We start from the raw sequence: 17,218 nt of genomic DNA, 5'->3' as shown, positions 1-17,218 counted from the left end.
CTGAATGTCAGTGCCCCCGGTTAGGGTGGAGCAATGGCAACAAAGACTTCCCGCGCCGCCAAGGCGCCGGGCTACAAGTGCGCGGAGTGCGGCTGGACCACGGCCAAGTGGGTGGGCCGGTGCGGCGAGTGCCAGGCCTGGGGCACCGTTGAAGAGACCGGCGCCGCCGTGGCGCGGACGACGGCGGCGACCACCGTCCTGGAGCCGGCCCGCCGCATCGCCGACGTCGATGCCACGACGGCGGCGTTCCTCCCCACCGGGGTAGACGAACTGGACCGCGTGCTGGGCGGCGGACTGGTTCCCGGCGCCGTGATCCTGCTGGCCGGCGAGCCCGGCGTGGGAAAGTCCACGCTGCTGCTGGACGTCGCGGCCAAGTTCGCCCGCACCGCCCAGGACGTCCTCTACGTCACCGGCGAGGAGTCGGCCGCCCAGGTGAAGCTGCGCGCGGACCGGATCGACGCCGTCGCCGAATCGCTGTACCTCTCCGCCGAAACGGACCTCGGCCAGGCGCTGGGGCAGGTGGAAAAACTGGAGCCGAGGCTGCTGGTTGTGGACTCGGTCCAGACGCTGAGCAGCGCGGACGTCGAAGGCAGCGCCGGGGGCGTCTCCCAGGTCCGCGAAGTCGCGGCCTCGCTGATCGCCGCCGCCAAGCGCCGCAACATGACCACCCTGCTGGTGGGGCACGTGACCAAGGACGGCTCCATCGCCGGGCCCCGGCTGCTCGAGCACCTGGTGGACGTGGTCTGCCAGTTTGAGGGCGAGCGGCACTCCCGGCTGCGGCTGCTGCGCGCGGTGAAAAACCGCTACGGCCCCACCGACGACGTCGGCTGCTTCGACCTGAACGAGGACGGCATCGTCGGCCTGGCCGATCCCAGCGGCTTGTTTGTCTCCCGTACCAAGGACCCGGTGTCCGGCACGTGCATCACGGTGACGCTGGAGGGCCGCCGGCCGCTGCTGGCAGAGGTCCAGTCCCTGCTCGCCGAAAGCGCCAACGCGCAGCCGCGCAGGGCCACCAGCGGCCTGGACAGCTCCCGGGTGGCGATGCTCCTGGCCGTGCTGCAGCAGCGCGCCGGCTGCCTGCTGCACAAGGATGACTCCTATGTCGCGACCGTGGGCGGGGTGAAGCTCAGCGAACCCGCCACGGATCTCGCCGTGGCCCTGGCTGTTGCCTCGGCGAAGGCCAAGAAGCCGCTTCCGCAGCGGCTGATCGCGTTTGGCGAGGTGGGCCTGGCCGGCGAGGTCCGTCCGGTCCCTGGGATCAACCAGCGCATCCAGGAAGCGCACCGGCTGGGGTTCACGCACGCCGTGGTACCCGCCAGCCCCAACGGGCCAGGCCCGGTCCCGGCGGGCTTCTCGGTCCGGGAAGTCAGCCACCTGGCCGAGGCCTTGAGCCTGCTCATCAGCTGACGGCGCCTGGTCGGAGGGCGACTTAGGACCCTAGCGCTACTGTCCCGGCGGGAGCACCATGGGATCAGTAACTTCCGTTGGCGAAGGGAACAGTCATGATGTGGGGTTACGGGCAGAACCTGTGGTGGATGTGGCTGTGGGGCGTGCTCTTCCTCGTCGGAGTCGCGGTGCTGGTGCTGCTCGCGGTCCGGATCTTCGGCGGGCCCGGCCACGGAGCGCAACCCGGGCCGGGACACCCCGGTCCCTACGGCCAACCAAGTCCCTACGGCCAACCCGGGCCCTCGCCCCAGCCGGGCACGCCCGGCCGGAGCCCTGGAACCCCGGGCGGCAGGAGCCAGGCCCGGCTCATCCTCGATGAGCGCTTCGCGAGAGGCGAACTGACGGCAGAGCAGTACCGCGAGCACGTTAAGGAACTCGGCGAGGGGCCGTAGTGCCTGCTATCAGCCGCCGCAGCGCCTTGTTGCTGGGCGGGGTCGGCCTTACCGGCACCGTTGCCGGGGGCGTCGGCCTGTGGTGGACCCTCAACTCGCGGCCGTCGCCGGTGACCGGGGAGCCCCTGGGGCAGCCTTCGGCGCTCAGCAGTTCGGGCGGCCTCCTGGAAGCCAGCCTCCAGGCTGCCCCGGGCCAGTTCCCGCTGGCCGGACGGCAGGCGGGGGCGCTGGGCTACAACGGCAGCATCCCCGGGCCCACCCTCCGGCTGCGCGCCGGGGACGTGCTCAGGCTCAAACTGGTCAACAAGCTGGCCGAACCCAGCAACCTGCACCTGCACGGACTCCACGTCTCGCCCCAGGGCAACGGCGACAACGTGTTCGTGGCCGTTGACCCTGGCAGCAGCTTCGACTATGAATACCGGCTCCCGGCCGGGCACCCGCCGGGCTTGTACTGGTACCACCCGCATCACCACGGCCGGGTCTCCGACCAGATCTTCGCGGGCCTCTTCGGCGCCATCATCGTCGAAGATCCCGTGCCGGTGCCCGCGAGCGCCGAACGCGTACTGCTCGTCTCGGACACCAGCCTGGATGGTGCCGGGAACGTGGCCGAGGCCTCGCAGCAGGACCGGATGGCCGGGCGCGAGGGTGCGCTCCTGCTGGTGAACGGCCAAGCCAATCCCCGTTTGGGCGCGCGGCCGGGGCAACGGGAACGGTGGCGCATTGTGAACTGCTGCGTGGCCCGGTACCTGCGCTTGCGGCTGGACGGGCAAAAGCTGCAGCTCCTGGGCATGGACTCCGGACGGTTCCGGTCGCCGTCGGACGTTCAGGAAGTGCTGCTGGCGCCGGGGAACCGGGCGGATCTGCTGGTCACGGCCGCCCTCGGGCAATCCGAACTGCGCGCGATGCCTTATGACCGCGGGACCATGCCCGGCATGAGCCGGCGCCGCATGGGTCCGGGCCTGCCGGCGGAGCAGGACGGGCCGGCGGATCCGGCCGGCACCACCTTGGCAACGCTGGACGTGGCCGGCGACCCGGCCCCGCCAGCCCCCGTCATTTCAGCCGGGGCCGCCCCGCCTGAGTTGCGCTCCGCCGCCGTCGCCGCGCGCCGGCAGCTGGTGCTCGCCACTCCCATGGGGCCGGGGTCGGGTCAGGGAATGGGCGCGGGAATGATGGGCTTCACCATCAACGGCCTGGTCTTCGACGAGCGAAGGACGGACACCACCGTTGCCGCCGGGACGGTTGAGGAGTGGGTCCTGGTCAACCGCAGCCCCATGGACCACCCCTTCCACCTGCACGTGTGGCCGATGCAGCTCATAGCGGAGAATGGCCGCGCCCTGGAGACGGCGGTTCTCCGGGATGTAGTCAACGTGCCGGCCAACGGCCAGTGCACGGTCCGGATCGCATTCCGGGATTTTACCGGCCGCTCCGTCTACCACTGCCACATCCTGGACCATGAGGACCTCGGCATGATGGGCGTCATCGAGGTGCGCTGACCCCGGGTTCGGAGTGCCCGGCCGATTCAACGACGCTCTTGCCAAACATACCCCCCGGGGGTATGTTTGAAGTCGGTAACAGGACAGCCACGACTTCTCCGGAGGCAGGAACCATGGACCACCAGCACAGCGGACAGACAGACCAACTGCGGGCCGGCACCGGCCACTCCGGCCACGTCCAGCCACAGCCCGGCCGGGACGATGAGCACCTTGTGCACAGCCACGGCCAGCATGCCGGCCACAGCGTCGCGATGTTCAAGAACAGGTTCTGGCTGACGCTGGCGCTGGCGGTCCCCGTGGTGCTGTTCAGCCCCATGTTCGGACACCTGCTCGGCTATGTGCCTCCGGTTTTCCCCGGTTCGGCCTGGATCCCGCCGGTACTGGGGACCGTCATCTTCTTCTATGGCGGGCAGCCCTTCCTCAAGGGCGGCCTGGATGAACTGAAGAGCCGCAAACCGGCCATGATGCTGCTGATCGCCATGGCCATCAGCGTCGCTTTCGTCGCCTCGTGGGTCACGAGCCTGGGCATCGGGGGGTTTGACCTCGACTTCTGGTGGGAGTTGGCCCTGCTGGTGGCGATCATGCTGCTGGGGCACTGGATCGAGATGCGCGCCCTCGGCTCGGCGCGGGGCGCGCTCGATGCCCTCGCCGCACTGCTGCCGGACGAGGCGGACCGCATCACCGCAGCGGGCACGGAGACCGTCAAGGTCAGCGAACTCCTGGCAGGGGACACCGTCCTGGTCCGCTCCGGAGCCAGGATGCCGGCCGACGGCGTGGTCGTCGACGGCCAGGCCGAGTTCGACGAGTCGATGATCACCGGCGAATCCAAGACAGTGCTCCGCTCACCCGGAGACAAGGTCGTCGCCGGGACCGTGGCCACGGACAACACGGTCCGCGTGCAGGTCACCGCCGTCGGGGATGACACCGCCCTGGCCGGGATCCAGCGGCTGGTGGCCGAGGCGCAGGCCTCCTCGTCCAAGGCCCAGGCCCTGGCCGACCGGGCTGCAGCATTCCTGTTCTACTTCGCCGCCGGCGCCGGCGTCATCACGTTCATCGTCTGGTCCCTGCTGGGCAGCATTCCCGACGCCGTCACCCGCACCGTCACCGTGCTCGTGATCGCCTGCCCGCATGCCCTGGGCCTGGCCATCCCGCTGGTCATTGCGATTTCCACCGAACAGGCCGCCCGGGCCGGAGTCCTGATCAAGAACCGGATGGCACTGGAACGGATGCGGACCGTCGACGTCGTCCTCTTCGACAAGACCGGGACCCTCACCAAGGGCGAACCCGCCCTCAAGGACGTCGCCACCGCCGACGGCGTGGACCGGAACAGCCTCCTGGCGCTGGCCGCGGCCGTCGAGGCAGACAGCGAGCACCCGGTGGCACGTGCAATCGTCCGGGCGGCACGGCAGCAGGGCCTGCAGATTCCGGCGGCTACAGGATTTTCGTCCATGACCGGCCGCGGCGTCCGCGCCACGGTCGGCGGCAGGACCATCCAGGTCGGCGGCCCGGCCCTGCTCCGCGACCTCGAAGCGGAAGAACCGCAGGCACTCGCAACTGCCACCCGGGCCTGGATGGACCGCGGCGCGGCCGTGCTCCACGTCATTGACGGGGATAAAATCCTGGGGGCCGTGAGCCTCGAGGACGCCGTGCGGACCGAGTCCCGGCAGGCCGTAAAGGCCCTGCAGGACCGTGGCATCAAGGTCGCCATGATCACCGGCGACGCCCGTCAGGTCGCCCGCGCCGTTGGCGAGGAACTCAACATCGACGAGATCTTCGCCGAGGTCCTGCCGGCCGATAAGGACAAGAAAGTTGCCGAACTGCAGTCCCGCGGCTTGAAGGTGGCGATGGTGGGCGACGGCGTCAACGACTCCCCCGCGCTGGCCCGGGCCGAAGTCGGCATCGCGATCGGCGCCGGTACCGACGTCGCGATGGAGTCCGCCGGCGTCGTCCTGGCCGGAAACGATCCCCGGGCCGTCCTGTCCATGCTGGACCTTTCCCGGGCCAGCTACCGCAAGATGTGGCAGAACCTCATCTGGGCCACCGGCTACAACATCGTCTCCGTCCCGCTGGCCGCCGGCGCCCTTGCCTTCGCCGGCGTCGTCCTCTCCCCCGCGGCCGGAGCGGTGCTGATGTCCGCCTCAACGATCGTGGTGGCGCTGAATGCACAGCTGCTGCGGCGCCTTAAGCTCAATCCGGCCCAGGTCCGCTGAACCAAAGGACGCCCATGGATGCCCACACCCCGTCGTTCGGACGCTCGTATGCCCGCGTCGGGCCCCGGATGGACGCCCGCGGGGCGGCCGACCACCGGCGGCGCCTCGTCGAAGCGGCCCACGGCGCCGTCGTCGAGATCGGGGCAGGCTACGGCGCGACCTTCCCGTTCTATCCGCCCGCGGTGACGGGGGTGCTGGCGCTCGAACCGGACCCCACGCTCCGGGCGCTGGCCCTGGCCGCCGCAGCGACGGCGCCGGTGCCGATCACCGTCCTGGACGGGGTCGCCGAGTCGCTGCCGGCCGCGGACGGCTCGGTGGACGTCGTCGTCTCGAGCCTCGTGCTGTGCAGCGTGGCCGAGCCGTCCGCTGCCCTGGCCGAAGCCGTCCGGGTCCTCAAGCCGGGCGGCCAGCTGCTGTTCTATGAGCACGTCCGCTCCACGCACCGCGTGCTGGGGTTGGCCGAGGACCTGCTCACACCGCTCTGGAGCCGCCTGGCCGGCGGCTGCCACCCCAACCGGGACACTCCGTCCACCATCGTAAGGGCCGGCCTGGCAGTCGAGTCACTGGACCGCTTCGGCTTCGCGGTGCTGCCCGGCAATCCGCCGCTGGCCCACGTCCTGGGGGTGGCGGTCAAGGCCTGAGCCGGCCGCCGCACCGGGGACACGGGTCCGTTACAGCGCGGCGGAGGAGGCCCGCGACACGCGCATTTCACCCCGGACACGGCGGGATCCCGGCTGCGGCTGTTGCCCTACAGTGGACGTAATCATCGAAAGGACCCCCACATGGCATGTGACGGCTGCACGGCTTCTCCGAGACTCGACTTTGATTTCAGCATGGCTTTCCAGCCGATCTACGACGCCGTCGCCGGCCGCGTGTGGGGCTATGAGGCCCTGGTCAGAGGCTTGTCGGGCGAGGGCGCCTATGACGTTCTGTCAAAAGTCTCACCGGAGCAGAAGTACCGCTTTGACCAGGCCTGCCGCGTCAAGGCAATCGAGCTGGCATCCCGCCTCTTTCCTGCGGGTGAGGAGCTGATGCTGTCGATCAACTTCATGCCCAACGCGGTCTACGAACCGGCTGCATGCCTTCGTGCGACGCTGCAGGCAGCCGCGCGATGCAGCTTTCCGACGTCGTCGATCATGTTCGAATTCACCGAAAATGAGGAGGTCTCGGACACGGCACACCTCACGAACATCATCACCGAGTACCGCAAGCACGGTTTCACCACCGCCATCGACGATTTTGGCGCCGGCCATGCGGGACTTGGCCTCTTGGTCGATTTCCAGCCCGACCTGATCAAGGTCGACATGAAACTCATCCGAGGGATCGACTCCAGCCCGGCCCGCCAGACCGTCGTCGCCGGCATCGTCGGCATCGCCCGGGAGCTGGACATCACGGTGCTCGCGGAAGGCATTGAGACTGAAGCGGAGTTCCTGGCCCTGAAGGCAACCGGCATCCGCCTGTTCCAGGGATATTGGTTTGGGAAGCCCGCCTTCGAGGAGCTCCCCCGGGTCCACCAGGAGTCGGTTCTCAGCAGCACCGCCTAGCGTCTGCCGCCTCCCCCGGCGGACCCGGGCGCCTAGGCCTTCTTCGGCGGCAGGGCCAGCCGGAAAATCTTGGCCCAGGTGGAGCCGACCTGCTTCCAGATCGGGCCCGTGGTGTACGGCAGGCCGTAGCGTCGGCAGATCTCCTGGACCTTCGGGGCCACCTCGGCATAGCGGTTGGACGGCAGGTCCGGGAAGAGGTGGTGCTCGATCTGGTGCGAGAGGTTGCCGGTCATCAGGTGCATGAACTTGGAGCCGGAGATGTTGGCCGAGCCGATCATCTGGCGCACGTACCAGTCGCCGCGGGTCTCGCCGTCGACCATTTCCTCGGTGAACGTATCCGTCCCGTCCGGGAAGTGCCCGCAGAAGATCACCGCGTGGGCCCAGACGTTGCGGACCGCGTTGGCGGTCAGCGTGCCGTAGAGGGCCTGCTTGCCGGAGCCGGTGAGCATGGCGACGGCGGGCGTGGCGGCGTAATCCTTGGTGAACTGCTTGAGGGCCTTGCGGCCGAGCGCCTTGAGGTCCTTGTTCAGGGCTTCTTTGGACTTCCTGCCCTCTTTGTAGTCCACGAGTTCGAGGTCATAGATCGCGATGCCCCACTCGAAGACCGGCGCCAGCAGCGCGTTGTAGAGAGGGTTGCCCAGGTTGAAGGGCTTCCATTCCTGTTGCGGATCCATGCGCAGCAGGTTGTACCCGATGTCGTTGTCCTTGCCGACGACGTTGGTCCACCGGTGGTGCAGGTCGTTGTGGGTGTGCTGCCAGGAACGCGCCGGGGTGACAAAGTCCCACTCCCAAGTGGTGGAGTGGATGTCCGGGTCCCGCATCCAGTCCCACTGGCCATGCAGGATGTTGTGTCCCAGCTCCATGTTTTCCAGGATCTTGGCGAAGCTCAGCAGCGTGGTGCCGGTGACCCAGGCGGCCTTGTTCTTGCTGACCAGGAGCGCAGCGCGGCCGGAGATCTCCAGGCCGCGCTGGATCTTGATCATGCGGCGGATGTAGGCGGCGTCCGAGGAGCCGCGCTTGGCGAGGATGTCGTCCTTGATCGCGTCAAGTTCGCGGCCCAGCTCCGCCACCTGCTCGTCCGAGAGGTGCGCTGCGGCGGGCGGCCGGAGCAGCGGGCTGCCCGTCTCGGCGAGCGCCCCTGGCCGCTTCTTTGCGGCGGCAACGACGGCGGATCCGGACTGGGCGCCAGTGTTGCCGCTTTCGGCAGTATCCGGCTTGTCAGCAAGTGTGGTCATGTGGTGGTTTCTCCTCAGAGGTCGAGGTTAACGGGTCCGGCGGCTGCCGAGACACACGTTTGGATTAGTTGGCCGGGCTCGCCGTGGACTTCGCCCGTGCGCAGGTCACGGATCTGGCCGGCCCGGAGCGGGATGAGGCAGCTGTGGCAGATGCCCATGCGGCAGCCGCTGGGCATCAGCACGCCGGCGTCCTCACCTACGTCGAGCAGGGGGGTGTCGCCGTCGGCTTCGACTTCACGGTCGGAGGCTTCGAAGGTCACCAGACCGCCGTCGTGCCCCTCGCCGCCGGCCAGGTTGGTGCTGAAGCGTTCGATCGTCAGGGTTGCGGCCGTGTCCTTGGTGCCGGGCGCGGCCTCGGATTCCCAGAGCGCCTCGGCGTCGTCGAGGAAGCCCTCGGGGCCGCAGGCGTAGGCGGCGCGGTCCCGCCAGTCCGGGCACAGCGCGTCGAGTCCCGCCGCGGTGCTGAAGTCGAGCCGCCCGCGTTCCCCGGTGAACCAGTGGGTGACCTTGAAGTTGGGGAACTGGTCTGCGAGTTCGGCCAGTTCCTCGCGGAAGATGGCGTCGGCCGCCGTCCGCGCCGTGTGGATGAGGACCACGTCGGCATCGGGACGGTGCGGGACAAGCGTGCGGACCATCGACATCACCGGGGTGATGCCGCTACCCGCGGTGAGCATCAGCAGCGGGCGCGGGTGTTCGGGGAGGACGAAGTCGCCCTGCGGCGGCGCGAGGAAAAGGACGTCGCCCGGCTTGGTGGTGCGGACCAGGGTCCCGGAGACGGCCCCCATGTCCGTGACGGTGATGGCGGGGTCCTCGCCGGCGGGCGCGCTGAGCGAGTAGGACCGCCAGTGGCGCACGCCGTTAAGTTCGACGCCGATGCGGGCCCACTGGCCTGCGCGGTGCGCTTGCCAGCCTCGGCCGGGACGGAAGAAAATGGTGGCGGAATCGGCCGTTTCTGGAACCACCCGGGTAACCACGCCGCGCAACTGGCGGGCAGAAAACACGGGGTTGAACAGCGACAGAATGTCTTCTGGAGCTAGTGGGGTGGTCAGTAGAGATGCGGCGCGCGCCAGCTTACGGAGCCGGATCATCTACTAAGCCTATGTCAGGTTGGGTCATAATTCTTCACCCAAGGCATACGATCGACTCAAAGAAACTATCTCCACGAAACAATTTTGGGATACCCGTCATGGATGCTCCTCCCGCCGGCCACTCCGGCTACCCCGCTTACGATCCGCCGTGGCTGGCGTTGCCGAAGGAGGTCAGCGACATGCTCCGGCCCAGGATGCCCGGCATCGTGGAGGCCATCATCGACGCCGTGCCACAGCTGGTTCCCGCCTATGCCCGGCCGATCGAGGGCCGCTTCGGGCGGGGGCTGCGGCGCGGCGTCGCGGCCGCCCTGGACCGCTTCCTGCAGCTTCCGGGCACCACGCTGCCGGCGCTTTCCGAGGAGAGCCGGCAGCTGGTGGCGGGCCTGGGCAGCGGCGAGTTCCGGCAGGGCAGGAGCATGGATGCCCTGCTCAGCGCCTACCGGATGGGGGCCCGCGTGACGTTCCGGGAGATGTCCAAGGTCTCGGTGGAACACCATCTGGGCCAGAACGTGGTGGTGGACCTCGGCGAATCGATCCTGGCCTACATCGATGAGCTCTCCGCGGTCAGTGCCGAGGCCTACGCTTTTGAGCAGTCCGAACGTGCCGGCGCGGTGGACCGGCGCCGCACCGAGCTGCTGGACCTGCTGCTGCTGGGGCAGGCGGACGAGGCGGCGCTGCGCCAGACGGCGGCGATGGCGGACTGGTCCCTGCCCCCGCGCATGACGGTCGTGACGCTGCCGGTGGACCGGGCCGCCGGGCTGCGGCTGCGGCTGGGCCCGGGAACCCTGGTGATCGAACGCGAGACCGACGCCGTGGCTCTGGTCCCGGTCCGCAACTCCAAGTCCGCCCGGAAGGACCTCGACAAGGCACTCCGGGGCCGCGGCGCCTCCGTGGGTCCGGCCGGCGGCTGGGAGAAGGTCCCCGAGTCCCTGCGGCTGGCCGTGCTGGCGGCATCGGTGCTGCCGCACCGGGACGGTCCGGAGGACGCGCCGATCTGGGCGGATGAGCATCTCGCGGCGGTGATCCTCGGCGCCGAGCCCTCCGCCATCACCGAGCTGGCCAACCGCCGCCTGGCCCCGCTCGAGGGTCTCCGCCCGGCGCAGCGCGAACGGCTCGCCGAAACCCTGTTGTCCTGGCTGCGGCACTGGGGGCAGCGGGCGCCGGTGGCCGCCGAACTGGGCATCCACCCGCAGACCGTCGGCTACCGGGCGGCCCAGCTGCGCGAACTGTTCGGGGACGCGCTGGAGGACCCGGTGGCGCGGTTTGAGCTGGAGCTCGCGCTGCACGCCGGCAGGCGCTGACCCGGGGACCAGCGCTAGCTGGCGACGCCGGCGCGCGCTAGCTGGCGATCGCCTCGCGGCTCTGCAGCCGCATTTCAAGGTCGTTCATGACGATCGCGGCCAGGTCCTCGAGCGTCCGGGTGTCCTCGGCGGTGAAGTGCCGCGGCTGCCGGTCCAGGATGCAGAACGTGCCGAGGTTGAAGCCGTCCGGGGTGCGCAGCGGAACGCCGGCATAGAACTGCAGGCCAAACTCCCCGGCTACGAGCGGGTTGGACAGGGTCCGCGCGTCCCTCGCGGCGTCCTCGATGATCCAGGGCCCGTCCTGCAGGATCGCCGAGGCGCAAAGCCCCGGATCCCTGCCGATCTGGGTGACTTCGGTGCCGTGGTGGGCCTTGAACCAGATCCGGTCGTGGTCCACGACGCTGACAATGGCGACCGGCACCGAAAACACGCGGGCTGCCAGCGCCGCGATCCGGTCAAAGGCGCCGTCCGCCGGGGTGTCCAGGATCCGGTACCGCTCGACGGCGCGCATCCGGCCGTCCTCGTCGTTCGCCGCCGACGCACTGTTCTGCCGGTGACGGCCGGCGCCGTTGATGACTTCCTGGCGCAGGGCAAGGGAAACCTCGCGGGCGTCCGGCCGGGTGGCCGGATCGCGGGACAGCATGGAGGACAGCAGCGCCACCCACATGGGGGCGAGCTCCTCCGGGATCTGCGGGTCGTGGAGCAGCCGGGCGACGGCGGACTGGATCGGCGCGCCAGGGTAGGCCATCTTGCCGGTCAGCCCCTCGAGCAGCACGAGTCCGAGCGAGTAGATGTCGCTGGCCGGGCCGGCCGGTTCACCCCCGGCCTGCTCTGGGCTCAGGTAGGCCGGGGTCCCGGAGGTGCCGCCGTCGTCGTCCGCGCGGTTGTGCCCCAGGATGGCCGCGACGCCGAAGTCGGTCAGTTTCGCCCGGGGGCGGCGGTCGTCGTTGCTGTAGTCCACCAGGAGGATGTTGGCCGGTTTGATGTCCCGGTGCACGATCCCGTGGTGGTGGATGTAGGAGAGCCCGTCAGCCAGGTCGTAGCCGATGTGGGCCATGTGCGCGGCGGAGAGCGGGCCCTGCAGGGACCGGTGGCGCAGGTCCTGGCCGCGGACAAGTTCCATCACGAGGTAGGTCAGCCGGGACTCCGGATTGCTGAGGTCGGCGCCGGCGTCGAACAGGGTCACCAGGGCGTGGTGGCTCATCCCCGCGAGGATCCGCACCTCCTGGCCCTGGCGACGGGTGTGCTCAAGGTCGTCCGCGTCGTTGCGGAAGAGCTTGACCGCCACCTCGCGCTGCAGCAGTTCGTCGTGCGCCCGGTAAACAGTTGATTGGCTTCCCCTGCCAATGAGGGCCTCGATCCGGTACCGCCCGCTGAGCAGGAGGCCGGATTCCATAGATATTGTCAACGAGTTTTCTTGTTCCCTCAATACGGGTCCGCACATGGAATCGGACAGAGCAGTCCCAAAAGCCGGCCAGATCGGCAAGCGCCCGCGAAATTAGCAAGGTTACTTATGTTACCGCGGAATGCGGATTCCGGAAGACCTGCGGGCGGGAAATTTCCGGGACCCCGGCGGGGCTCGCGAAGGCTATTTAGCCGGGTTGTGCGTGCCGATCGGCACCAGCGTCAGATCCGGGTGGTTCTTCTCGATCCGGCGCAGCGCCCAGACGTCGTTGAACAGGGCCAGATACTCGCCGTCGGAACGCAGCAGCACCTCGGCGCCTTGTACGTTCGCGAGCGTGGGCATGGCGTCCGCCGTCGTGATCCTGGCCAGCGAGTAGGGCAGCCGTTCGAGCCGCATCGGGGCGCTGAAGTCGTGTGCCATCCGGTCCTCAACCACTTCGAACTGCATAGGACCGACGGCGGCCAGCACAGGGGCCTGGTCGCCACGGATGTCGGAACGGAGCACCTGGATGACGCCCTCGTGCTCCAGCTGTTCGATGCCGCGGCGGAACTGCTTGAAGCGGCTGGGGTCCTTGGAGCGGGCCACCTGGAAGTGCTCGGGGGCGAACAGCGGGATCGCCGGGAACTCCACCGGCTGCTCCAGGAACAGGCTGTCCCCCACGCGCAGCGAGGAGGCGTTCACGAGGCCCACGACGTCACCGGGGAAAGCCTCGTCGATCACCTCGCGTTCGCGGCCGAACACCTGCTGGGCGTACTTCGTCGCGAATGATTTCCCGGTCCGTCCCTGCGTGACCACCATGCCGCGTTCGAAGACGCCGGAGCAGACCCGGATGAACGCGACGTGGTCACGGTGGGCCTTGTTCATGCCGGCCTGGACCTTGAAGACGAACCCGGCGAACGGGGCGTCCACGGGGCGCGCGGCGCCCTCAACGTCGGGCCGCGGGGCAGCGGGCGGGGCGAAGTCCACGAGGGCATCGAGGATTTCCTTCACGCCGAAGTTCAGCGCAGCGGAGCTGAACAGGATAGGCGTCGCCTTGCCGGCGTGGAAGGCCTCGACGTCGAACGCCAGGTTGGATTCGATCACCAGGCCGGCCTCGTCCACGGCGTTGGACCAGTCGCCGCCCTGGCTGGCGGCGGCCTCCTCCGGGGTGAAGTACTCCGTCAGGGCGATGTTGGCGCCGGCATTGTTGCGCTTGAACTGGGCGAAGCGGTCGTTGCGCAGGTCCCAGACGCCGCGGAAGTCGCCGGAGATGCCGACCGCCCAGGTCAGGGGCATGGGCTGCAGGCCGGTCCGTTCGGTGATCTCATCCATCAGGGCCAGGGCGTCCAGGCCGGGCCGGTCCCACTTGTTGATCACGGTGATGATGGGCAGGTTCCGCTGCTTGCAGACCTCGAAGAGCTTCATGGTCTGGGTTTCCAGGCCCTTGGCGGCGTCCACGAGCATCACGGCGCAGTCCACGGCGGCCAGCACCCGGTAGGTGTCCTCGGAGAAGTCGGCGTGGCCCGGGGTGTCCAGCAGGTTGATGACGGTGTCGCGGTAGGCGAACTGCAGCGCTGCCGAGCTGATCGAGATGCCGCGGTCCTTCTCCATCTGCATCCAGTCGGAGACGGTTTCCTTGCGGTTGGCCTTGCCGCTGGACGCGCCGGCGGTGCCGATCACCTTGGCGTGCAGGGCCAGGGCTTCGGTCAGCGTGGACTTGCCGGCGTCGGGGTGGGAGATGACTGCGAAGGTCCGGCGCCGGGCTGCCTGCTTGTGAATCTCGTGGACTCTGGCGGGGCTGTGGACTTCTTGGGACACGGTGCTACTTTCGCTGCGGCTGGGAACGGGTCACGGCGCGGAGAGCCCGCGGTACACCCTAGGCATCAAGTTTATCGCAGGCGGCGGCAGGCCCGGGCGGACGGCCGAAAACGCGGGTTCCGCCGGCGGGCGGACGGCCGTCTGCGCGGGACCCCCGGGCAGGCGTAAATGGGGCACTTTGAGGCTTGACCGTGCGGAAACAGCCCGCCGTTGCCCCTATGATGGTGCATACGGGAAACCGGGCACTTTTGTTCTTGCCGGCCGCTGATGGATTTGTCATCAAAACCGGCGCACTTGCGGGCTGCGGCCTGCACCTTTGAAAGGGAATACCTATGGCTCGGAGTCCCGAGGATGCACTTAAGGCGACTCTGGCCAGGGTGGCGCCGGGGACGGCCCTGCGGGACGGCCTGGAGCGAATCCTCCGCGGACGTACCGGCGCCCTGATCGTGCTGGGCATCGACCGGACCATCGAATCCATCTGTTCGGGTGGGTTCGAAATCGGCATCGACTTCTCCCCAACCCGGCTGCGTGAACTGGCCAAAATGGACGGCGCCATTGTCTGCGACAAGGATGCGAGCAATATCCTGCGGGCCGGCGTCCAGCTGGTGCCCGATTCGAGCATTGAGACCCAGGAGACGGGAACCCGGCACCGGACCGCTGAACGCGTTGCCATCCAGACCGGCGTTCCGGTCATCTCCGTGAGCCAGTCGATGCAGATCATCGCGCTTTACGTCAACGGCCTGCGCCACACCCTGGAAGGCTCGGAGAAGGTCCTGGCCCGCGCCAATCAGGCCCTCGCCACACTGGAGCGGTACCGCTCCCGCCTGGACCAGGTGACCAGTTCGCTGTCGGCCCTGGAGATCGAAGCCATGGTGACGGTCCGCGACGTGGCCGTGACCCTCCAGCGCCAGGAGATGGTGCGGCGCATCTCCGAGGAGATCTCCCAGTATGTGCTGGAACTCGGCGAGGACGGCCGTTTGCTCTCACTCCAGCTGGACGAACTGACGGTAGGCCGAGGGCCGGGCAGCGACGTGATCATCCGGGACTACTCGGGCCCCAGCGCCTCCGCCGCGGATATCGAAAACGCCGTCAAGGCCCTGGTGAACCTGGGCCCCACCGAGCTCATCGACCTGGGCAAGATCGCTGGCATTGTCGGCTTCGCCGGCGGTGAGGCGAACCTCGACGCCGTCGTGCAGCCGCGCGGATACCGCCTGCTTTCCGGGCTCAAGGCGGTGCCGAAAGCCGTTGCCGACCGCCTGGTGGACCACTTTGGCGGGCTGCAGTTCCTGATGGCTGCCACCATTGATGACCTCATGACGGTGGACGGCATCGGCGACCAGCGCGCCCGGACGGTCCGCGAAGGCCTGAGCCGGATGGCCGAGGCCAGCCTGCTGGACCGGTTCCTCTAGACCGGTTCCTCTAGACCGGTTCCTTTGGGCCCCGCCTAACCCCTGTCCGCTGCTCCGTAACCGCCCTTTTCGGCCCGCAAAACGGCACCTGCGGAGCAGTCGAAGTGGACTAGCCGAGCTGGAAGACGGCCTTGGGGCTGGTCTTGTTGCCGAGCCTGGCGGTGAAGACGTAGTAGGCACCGCCGCCGCCCGGCTGGGCGTCCACGACCTTGCAGCCCTCAGTGGACCGGTTGCGGTTCCACGGGAAGTTCGCCGTCTCGCTGCCGCCGGGGCGGATGGTCTTGACCAGGTCGCTGCTCTCCGCCTGGCAGTCCCGGGACGAGAAGATCCGGTCCGAGCCGCTGGTGATCAGGTACTCCATCTGCGAGGTCCCAAGGTTGACCTCGCACGAAACCTTGTTGCCGTTGGTGACCTTGAGGGTCAGCAGCGGGTTCTCGCCAGCCGCGTAGGCGGCCTTGTCCGTGGCCGCGGTGACCTTCAGGAGCGTCTCGTCACAGCCAGCTCCCGCCGTCGGCGGGGCCCCGGCGGACGCCTCCGTGCTGGCGGGGGTGCTGCCGGGCTTGGCCGTCTGGGTCGAGTCACCGGACGTGGCCGCCGGTCTTTCGCCGTTGAGGACGCTGGAAATCGCAGCGAAACCGCCGACAGCGAGGGAAAGCACCAGCACCAGGGCGGCTCCGACGAAGAGCCGGCGTCGGCGGTAGACAGGGCTGAGGGGTTTCCGGGCCGGCCTGCCGCTGGTCTTTGCCTTGGCGGAAGCCTTCGGTCCCGAACCGTGCGTTCCTGAGTTGCCTTGCCTGACCATCCTTCTAGGCTAGATAACGCCGCGGGTTATGCCGGCCCACCACGCCGCTGGCCGCACTATGGTGCCCGTCTCTATTAAGCTGGTTCGATCAAAGCCTTAGCCGATTCCCCCGCCCTCCCCGCCGCCGCGGCCCTCCCGCCGGTGCCGGCTGTGCCGCTCGCCGAGCTGCACGCCGCCCTGGACTCCTGGTTTGGTGACACCGCCCGCGATCTGCCCTGGCGGGCGGCGGACTGCTCCGCCTGGGGTGTGCTGGTCAGCGAAATCATGCTCCAGCAGACCCCCGTGGTCCGGGTGCTGCCCGTGTGGGAGGAATGGCTGCGGCGCTGGCCCGCGCCGGCCGATCTCGCCCGGGAGCCCGCCGGGGAGGCTGTCCGGTCCTGGGGCCGGCTGGGGTATCCGCGGCGGGCGCTCCGGCTGCACGCGGCCGCCGCCGCGATCGTGGACAACCATGGCGGCGCGGTTCCCGGCAGTTACCCGGAATTGCTGGAGCTTCCCGGCGTGGGCAGCTACACGGCCGCCGCCGTCGCCGCGTTCGCCTTCGGCGGCAGGGCGACCGTGGTGGACACCAACATCCGCCGGGTCCACGCTCGGCTGTTCACCGGGACCGCGCTGCCGGCGCCGGCCCTGACGGCCGGCGAAATGCGGCTGGCCGCGGAGCTGCTGCCCGACGAAGATGCCGCCTCGGTGCGCTGGAACGCCGCCGTGATGGAGCTGGGGGCGCTGGTCTGCACGGCCCGGGCGCCGAAGTGCGGTCAATGCCCCGTCCGCGGCGCGTGTGCCTGGCTCGCCGCCGGCGAACCTCCCCCCACCTACACGCCAAAGGGGCAGGCCTGGCACGGGACGGACCGTCAGGTGCGCGGAGCCGTGATGGCCGTCCTGCGCCTGGCCGAATCACCGGTGGCCCGCGAACTGCTGGAACAGGCCCCCGCGGACCTAGGCTTCGACGCCGACGGGATCGGGGTCCCGCTCGCGGCGCTGCACCGGCTGAACCCGGCGCCCGAGCAGCTGGAACGGGCCCTTGCCGGGCTGCTCAGCGACGGCCTGGCCGAGCTGCACCCGGGCGGTCTGCGGCTGCCCGGCTGACCTGGTCCCAACT

Annotated in this window: 14 protein-coding genes; 9 read left to right on the top strand and 5 right to left on the bottom strand. The window is 69.0% G+C overall.

Annotated features, from left to right (window positions below):
- The first annotated feature begins 33 nt into the window (after positions 1-33).
- The 6 genes from radA to AC1DH3_RS06635 all read left to right on the top strand — a co-directional run bounded on the left by radA (position 34) and on the right by AC1DH3_RS06635 (position 7,085).
- The gene (radA, locus tag AC1DH3_RS06660; protein ID WP_441418109.1) at positions 34-1,407 is read left to right on the top strand and encodes a DNA repair protein RadA; all 1,374 of its coding nucleotides are present in this window, start codon (positions 34-36) and stop codon (positions 1,405-1,407) included.
- A 95-nt stretch (positions 1,408-1,502) separates the two neighbouring features.
- The gene (locus AC1DH3_RS06655; protein ID WP_441418110.1) at positions 1,503-1,838 is read left to right on the top strand and encodes an SHOCT domain-containing protein; all 336 of its coding nucleotides are present in this window, start codon (positions 1,503-1,505) and stop codon (positions 1,836-1,838) included.
- The gene (locus AC1DH3_RS06650) at positions 1,838-3,331 is read left to right on the top strand and encodes a multicopper oxidase family protein (protein WP_476908879.1); all 1,494 of its coding nucleotides are present in this window, start codon (positions 1,838-1,840) and stop codon (positions 3,329-3,331) included. Before AC1DH3_RS06655 ends, AC1DH3_RS06650 begins: the two co-directional genes overlap by 1 nt.
- 113 nt (positions 3,332-3,444) lie before the next feature.
- On the top strand, positions 3,445-5,541 hold the full coding sequence (locus tag AC1DH3_RS06645; RefSeq protein ID WP_476908878.1) for a copper-translocating P-type ATPase: 2,097 nt from the start codon (positions 3,445-3,447) through the stop codon (positions 5,539-5,541).
- 14 nt (positions 5,542-5,555) lie between these two features.
- A complete protein-coding gene (locus AC1DH3_RS06640; RefSeq protein WP_476908877.1) occupies positions 5,556-6,182 on the top strand; it encodes a class I SAM-dependent methyltransferase in 627 nt (208 codons plus the stop codon).
- Positions 6,183-6,374: 192 nt separating this feature from the next.
- The gene (locus AC1DH3_RS06635) at positions 6,375-7,085 is read left to right on the top strand and encodes an EAL domain-containing protein (protein ID WP_441418114.1); all 711 of its coding nucleotides are present in this window, start codon (positions 6,375-6,377) and stop codon (positions 7,083-7,085) included.
- 32 nt (positions 7,086-7,117) lie between these two features.
- Here the strand turns inward: AC1DH3_RS06635 and AC1DH3_RS06630 are convergent, their stop codons facing one another.
- Together AC1DH3_RS06630 and AC1DH3_RS06625 are read right to left on the bottom strand one after the other, a co-directional pair.
- Entirely contained in the window at positions 7,118-8,320 is a 1,203-nt protein-coding gene (locus AC1DH3_RS06630; protein WP_441418115.1) for a fatty acid desaturase family protein, read from the bottom strand.
- Between the two features lie 14 nt (positions 8,321-8,334).
- Positions 8,335-9,408, bottom strand: coding sequence for a ferredoxin reductase (locus AC1DH3_RS06625; RefSeq protein ID WP_441418116.1), 1,074 nt, complete (start codon positions 9,406-9,408; stop codon positions 8,335-8,337).
- 98 nt (positions 9,409-9,506) lie between these two features.
- Here AC1DH3_RS06625 and AC1DH3_RS06620 point away from each other — a divergent pair, with 98 nt between their 5' ends.
- Positions 9,507-10,709 (top strand): PucR family transcriptional regulator, encoded by a 1,203-nt coding sequence (locus tag AC1DH3_RS06620; protein WP_476908876.1) that lies wholly within the window; start codon positions 9,507-9,509, stop codon positions 10,707-10,709.
- A 37-nt stretch (positions 10,710-10,746) separates the two neighbouring features.
- Here AC1DH3_RS06620 and AC1DH3_RS06615 read toward each other — a convergent pair whose 3' ends face one another.
- Complete coding sequence (locus AC1DH3_RS06615; protein WP_476908875.1) at positions 10,747-12,105, bottom strand: protein kinase domain-containing protein; 1,359 nt, start codon at positions 12,103-12,105, stop codon at positions 10,747-10,749.
- A gap of 192 nt (positions 12,106-12,297) precedes the next feature.
- Positions 12,298-13,911, bottom strand: coding sequence for a peptide chain release factor 3 (locus tag AC1DH3_RS06610; protein ID WP_476892997.1), 1,614 nt, complete (start codon positions 13,909-13,911; stop codon positions 12,298-12,300).
- A gap of 332 nt (positions 13,912-14,243) precedes the next feature.
- Between AC1DH3_RS06610 and disA the strand changes: the two genes are divergently transcribed.
- A complete protein-coding gene (gene disA, locus AC1DH3_RS06605) occupies positions 14,244-15,320 on the top strand; it encodes a DNA integrity scanning diadenylate cyclase DisA (protein ID WP_441418120.1) in 1,077 nt (358 codons plus the stop codon).
- Between the two features lie 109 nt (positions 15,321-15,429).
- On the opposite strand, the gene AC1DH3_RS06600 is transcribed toward disA, so the two are convergent.
- On the bottom strand, positions 15,430-16,122 hold the full coding sequence (locus AC1DH3_RS06600; protein ID WP_441418121.1) for a hypothetical protein: 693 nt from the start codon (positions 16,120-16,122) through the stop codon (positions 15,430-15,432).
- A gap of 246 nt (positions 16,123-16,368) precedes the next feature.
- Between AC1DH3_RS06600 and AC1DH3_RS06595 the strand changes: the two genes are divergently transcribed.
- Positions 16,369-17,205, top strand: a complete 837-nt coding sequence (locus AC1DH3_RS06595) for an HhH-GPD family protein (protein WP_441418181.1) — start codon at positions 16,369-16,371, stop codon at positions 17,203-17,205.
- Positions 17,206-17,218 lie beyond the last annotated feature (13 nt).

The organism is Arthrobacter sp. 05L428 (assembly GCF_056397665.1).
The sequence above is the reverse complement of the archived record's forward strand: the minus strand, read 5'-3'. Positions and strand labels throughout refer to the sequence as shown.

Excerpts from the sequence above, each read along its gene's own strand:
- disA (WP_441418120.1), top strand. The coding sequence starts at position 14,244 with ATGGCTCGGAGTCCCGAGGATGCACTTAAGGCGACTCTGGCCAGGGTG.
- AC1DH3_RS06625 (WP_441418116.1), bottom strand. The coding sequence starts at position 9,408 with ATGATCCGGCTCCGTAAGCTGGCGCGCGCCGCATCTCTACTGACCACC.
- AC1DH3_RS06640 (WP_476908877.1), top strand. The coding sequence starts at position 5,556 with ATGGATGCCCACACCCCGTCGTTCGGACGCTCGTATGCCCGCGTCGGG.
- radA (WP_441418109.1), top strand. The coding sequence starts at position 34 with ATGGCAACAAAGACTTCCCGCGCCGCCAAGGCGCCGGGCTACAAGTGC.
- AC1DH3_RS06645 (WP_476908878.1), top strand. The coding sequence starts at position 3,445 with ATGGACCACCAGCACAGCGGACAGACAGACCAACTGCGGGCCGGCACC.
- AC1DH3_RS06635 (WP_441418114.1), top strand. The coding sequence starts at position 6,375 with ATGGCTTTCCAGCCGATCTACGACGCCGTCGCCGGCCGCGTGTGGGGC.
- AC1DH3_RS06615 (WP_476908875.1), bottom strand. The coding sequence starts at position 12,105 with ATGGAATCCGGCCTCCTGCTCAGCGGGCGGTACCGGATCGAGGCCCTC.
- AC1DH3_RS06600 (WP_441418121.1), bottom strand. The coding sequence starts at position 16,122 with ATGGTCAGGCAAGGCAACTCAGGAACGCACGGTTCGGGACCGAAGGCT.
- AC1DH3_RS06630 (WP_441418115.1), bottom strand. The coding sequence starts at position 8,320 with ATGACCACACTTGCTGACAAGCCGGATACTGCCGAAAGCGGCAACACT.
- AC1DH3_RS06655 (WP_441418110.1), top strand. The coding sequence starts at position 1,503 with ATGATGTGGGGTTACGGGCAGAACCTGTGGTGGATGTGGCTGTGGGGC.
- AC1DH3_RS06620 (WP_476908876.1), top strand. The coding sequence starts at position 9,507 with ATGGATGCTCCTCCCGCCGGCCACTCCGGCTACCCCGCTTACGATCCG.